Here is a 4,217-nt window from a genome sequence, read left to right on the forward strand (position 1 = left end):
GGCTAGCGTTCTGCTGAAAATTGCAAAAGTTGAACCCCAAGTGCTACTGCGCGTTGCTCATTAAAAACTTTTGCTGTGAAGAATAGTTGGCATTTGTTTGATTGACGACTTGCTATACAAGGCTGGGGGCTAAAAGCCCTTATTTTTTGCCCAAAATGAAATGTCTAAAAAACCACCGTTTTATAGACACCTTGACCTTTATCATTTTTATAAATACTCGACTAAATTCCTTAGCGTGCTATATGGTTCGAATTCTGTGCTGACCCCTTTATCGGAAATATTGGACGATCTTCATCCCATGCCACATTATAGTTATGAAATATTTCTTCTAGCTTATCTATAAAAGGAATATTTATTTCCTTATCCCAGTTTGTAAAATCTTTAAAGTAGTAACTCATCAAAATTTGCCCTTTTCCAGTTAAAGACAATTGTGCATCGAACCAGATGTCAGAGTCTGAAGATGGATTAGTCTTTGATAAATGATAACAAAAATCATCTAATCCAGAATAAGTTGTATCAGGAGATGACAGACTTTTATTCAAAACATCAAAACTAAAATCTATTAAATCACAGGTTTTAAGACGATAAATTAACTCTACTGCAAATTGCCATGCATTTGGATTATCATTAGATAATAGAAATGAGCAGGACAACTCATCTTGAATAAGCATATTTAGAAAAAATTGTGTATTTAAAGCACTGATATTACTCATATTCATTTTCTATTACTCTTTTGGAAATTTTAACTTTAAATTTTTACCACTATTTATGGATTGGATCGCTGAAGAATTATTAATTTCTACTGTGGCTGTAGTCGGTAATGTATCTTTACCAGCTTTACCTGCTGGTCTATATACCACCCATGCTCCATCAGATGTTTGAGATCTCCAGAGATTGCAAACTTTTTTGTGTAAACCTTCAAAGGCAGCCTAAAATAGCGGCATAATCAATAACCAACAAATATCTTGTATTAATACCCCTCCACCCGATGTCCATATAACATCACAAACTGACGCATCGCAGGCTTCCAATTTTGAATCGGCATTGTCCATTTCTGCATCGTATTGATGAGTGCCATATAAATCGCCTTAAACACCGCATCATCATTCGGAAAAGTCTTTTTCGTGCTGGTCACTTTTCTTAAACTGGCGTTTAATGATTCAATAGTATTGGTGGTATAAATCACCCGTCGGATATCTTTAGGATAATCAAAGAAGGTGGTTAATCGACCCCAGTTCTCCTGCCAGGACTTAGAAATTTGTGGATGCTCACCATCCCATTTCTCCGCAAAGGCAAGCAGATTATCTTCCGCTTCTGCCAAGGTATCAGCACCATAGATGGTTTTAAGGTCAGTGGCTATTTCCTTTCTTTGCTTATAGCTGACGTATTTGAGCGAGTTTCTGACTTGATGGACGATACATAACTGTACTTTGGTTTTAGGAAATACCGTTTCAATCGCTTCAGGAAAGCCTTTTAAGCCATCGCAGCAAGCGATAAAGATATCATTCACTCCACGGTTTTTTAATTCATTCATCACTGAAACCCAGAATTTAGCGCTCTCATTCTTGGCTATCCAAAGACCTAGCAGTTCTTTACGCCCTTCAGTATTAATGCCTAAAGCCAGATAGACATATTTATTATGAGCAATCCCTTCTTCTCGGTTTTTAACGACAAGTCCATCCAGATAAACGACAGGATAAATTGGTTCAAGTGGGCGTTGTTGCCATTGTTTGACTTCATCCAGCACACTATCGGTGACTGTGGAGATAAAGGTGGATGAGACATCCACGCCATAGATTTCTTTTAGGTGCGCTTGGATATCACGAGTGCTCATACCTCTTGAATAGAGGGAGATGACTTTATCGTCAAAGCCGTTGAGCGTGCGTTCATGCTTTTTAACGAACTGGGGCTCAAAGCTACCGGTTCGGTCTCTAGGGACATCGAGTTCTATTTTGCCAAAGTCAGTACGGACGGTTTTTTTAGTGGTGCCATTACGGGCATTGCTATTCTTACGAGCGGGTTTGCCTGCGACCGTAGTGGCTTCGTCATCTGCTGATTGGATATTTTCTTCTTTGGCTGATGGCTGTTCGTCATCAAGCAAATCATCATCGGTGTGATGATTGATGAAGTCATCAAGCGTATCTCTCTGAGCTTTGCCTTGGTAGTCGTGTTTGGCGTAGCCCAAGTGATGGGTCATTTCAGCTTGTAAAGCCCGTTCAGCGAGTCGTTTGGTGAGTTGTTTTAAGATGCCATTTTCACCCAATATTTGTTCGGGTGTTTGATAATCTTTAAGTAATTCGTCAAGCAGAAATTCTGTCGGTTCTTTCATGTAAATGTTCCTGTGTAAATCCTAGTGTTAAAATTGGGTTTACACAAAATATTTTACAGTCTCGCCCATTATTTTATCAGCTTTTTTAATCGTGAACAGGTTCTAAGGTTGATTTGCCAACATTGTATTGTCCTGCAACATCCGGCACTTTTTGCCCTTGTTCTTCAATTAATTTAATGAGTTCAAGTTTAGATTCTGCTGAGTATTGATTTCTAACTTTTGTCATGAGATTATTCCTCTACTGAAGGTATTATAATCTCTTATTAGCTGTCTTGGTTTATTATGCCACTACAGGACAACTTTTTTAAGCATTTACTTTGTAGGAAAAGAACCTATGGATTGGGCCAATATATTTATTCTCGATACGACGTGGGCATTTGCTGCTGAAATTGCTGTGCGTGTCACTGTTATGTTTATCATGATCATTTTATTTCTACGGTTCACTGGGAAGCGTGGTGTTAGGCAGCTCTCTATATTCGAGTTAACTATCATTCTATCATTAGGGTCCATCGCAGGGGACCCTATGTTTACTAAGGATTTACCATTAATTCAGGCATTGCTTATTATGAGCATTGTAGTATGTCTCTATCGATTATGTACTTGGCTTATGATGAAATACCAACCATTTGAAGACCTTTTAGAAGGTACTTCGCTTTATATCGTAGAAGATGGTCTATTGGTCCTTGAGAAAATTGAAGGAGGTGAGATGTCACATGATGAATTTTTTTCTGAAATGCGTATGCAAGGTGTTGAACATTTAGGTCAAGTTCGAGTTGGTTTGTTAGAGACCACTGGAGATTTTAGCCTATTATTATACCCTCACGACCAGGTACGTTATGGTTTACCACTTTTTCCTAAACAATATAAATTAGTCGATCAGATAAATGCAAATGAGTATTATGCTTGTATGTATTGCGGCTATGTTGATAAGCCTTTGAAGGTAGATCAACCTTGTGGGCGATGTCAAAATAAGTGCATAGGATGGGCTAAAGCCATTAATAACAAGATTGTAAGGTAACCAAGTTTTAAAAAACCATACTTCGTTGTAGCTAGAAGGGGCAGGCACCTCCAATCTGTAGTGGCATAATAAGTTAAGACAGGTAATAAGAGATTATAATACCCCAATTGGAGGGTTAATCTCATGACAAAAGTACGTAAAACATGCACACTCGCATTCAAACTAGAATTGATAAAACTCATAGAAGAACAAGGGAAAAAGATAAGTGATGTATGTAGTGGTCAACTAATTTTGGACAGATAGTAGTTACTCAAAAATACTCGATAAAGTCCCTTACCGTCCTATTTTTTTTCGTTTTCTGTGCTAATCCCTTAAATATCAAAAATTAAACACGTCGTAGTCGCATGTGCATACACTTTACCATCTACCCCAATAATTTTTCCTTCAGCAACCGCTGTCTGTCTACCCACGTGGAGGGTGCGACCTTCTGCTCGGATGACAGGCAGCTCTTGTGTTAGAGGACGCATCATATTTACTTTAATTTCAAGGGTCGTATAGCCTTTACCTTTAGGCAGTTGTGTCTGTATAGCACAACCTACGGCTGAATCTAATAAGGTATACTTAAAAATACTCAGCAAAAGTCCTTACCGCTCTATTTTTTCCGTTTTCTGTGCTGACCCCTAAAAATAATGCTGCTATTACCAAAGCGATTGAGTATTGCCTAAAACGTTGGACAGCGTTAATTCGCTATTTGGATGATGGCAATTTGCCGATTGACAATAATTGGGCAGAAAATCAGATGCGTCCTTGGGCACTCGGGCGTAAGAACTGGTTGTTTGCAGGGTCGCTTGAGAGTGGTCAGCGGGCGGCGATTGTTATGTCGCTCATTCAATCTGCAAGATTGAATGGTCTTGACCCGTATGCGTATTT

5 protein-coding genes and 1 pseudogene are annotated in these 4,217 nt (G+C 38.7%); 2 read left to right on the plus strand and 4 right to left on the minus strand.

Annotated features, from left to right (window positions below; translation table 11 throughout):
- Positions 1–230: 230 nt before the first annotated feature.
- The 3 genes from ACH0AB_RS11610 to ACH0AB_RS11620 form a co-directional block, all read right to left on the minus strand.
- A complete protein-coding gene (locus ACH0AB_RS11610) occupies positions 231–713 on the minus strand; it encodes a hypothetical protein (protein WP_096489748.1) in 483 nt (160 codons plus the stop codon).
- A 257-nt stretch (positions 714–970) separates the two neighbouring features.
- Positions 971–2,329 carry an IS256 family transposase gene (locus ACH0AB_RS11615; RefSeq protein ID WP_060996208.1) on the minus strand — a complete coding sequence of 453 codons (1,359 nt, stop codon included), beginning with the start codon at positions 2,327–2,329 and terminating at the stop codon, positions 971–973.
- Between the two features lie 85 nt (positions 2,330–2,414).
- A complete protein-coding gene (locus ACH0AB_RS11620; RefSeq protein WP_143351127.1) occupies positions 2,415–2,555 on the minus strand; it encodes a transposase in 141 nt (46 codons plus the stop codon).
- A gap of 108 nt (positions 2,556–2,663) precedes the next feature.
- On the opposite strand from ACH0AB_RS11620, the gene ACH0AB_RS11625 reads away from it, so the two are divergent.
- Positions 2,664–3,347 carry a DUF421 domain-containing protein gene (locus tag ACH0AB_RS11625; RefSeq protein ID WP_060996395.1) on the plus strand — a complete coding sequence of 228 codons (684 nt, stop codon included), beginning with the start codon at positions 2,664–2,666 and terminating at the stop codon, positions 3,345–3,347.
- Between the two features lie 311 nt (positions 3,348–3,658).
- On the opposite strand, the gene ACH0AB_RS11630 is transcribed toward ACH0AB_RS11625, so the two are convergent.
- Positions 3,659–3,925 carry a PaaI family thioesterase gene (locus ACH0AB_RS11630; protein ID WP_060996396.1) on the minus strand — a complete coding sequence of 89 codons (267 nt, stop codon included), beginning with the start codon at positions 3,923–3,925 and terminating at the stop codon, positions 3,659–3,661.
- 62 nt (positions 3,926–3,987) lie between these two features.
- On the opposite strand from ACH0AB_RS11630, the pseudogene ACH0AB_RS11635 reads away from it, so the two are divergent.
- Positions 3,988–4,217: pseudogene (locus tag ACH0AB_RS11635) on the plus strand (IS66 family transposase); the annotation flags it as partial.

Source organism: Moraxella sp. 179-F 1C4 NHS (assembly GCF_045370505.1).
GTDB classification, from domain to species: domain Bacteria; phylum Pseudomonadota; class Gammaproteobacteria; order Pseudomonadales; family Moraxellaceae; genus Faucicola; species Faucicola tetraodonis.

Excerpts from the sequence above, each read along its gene's own strand:
- ACH0AB_RS11610 (WP_096489748.1), bottom strand. The coding sequence starts at position 713 with ATGAGTAATATCAGTGCTTTAAATACACAATTTTTTCTAAATATGCTT.
- ACH0AB_RS11615 (WP_060996208.1), bottom strand. The coding sequence starts at position 2,329 with ATGAAAGAACCGACAGAATTTCTGCTTGACGAATTACTTAAAGATTAT.
- ACH0AB_RS11620 (WP_143351127.1), bottom strand. The coding sequence starts at position 2,555 with ATGACAAAAGTTAGAAATCAATACTCAGCAGAATCTAAACTTGAACTC.
- ACH0AB_RS11625 (WP_060996395.1), top strand. The coding sequence starts at position 2,664 with ATGGATTGGGCCAATATATTTATTCTCGATACGACGTGGGCATTTGCT.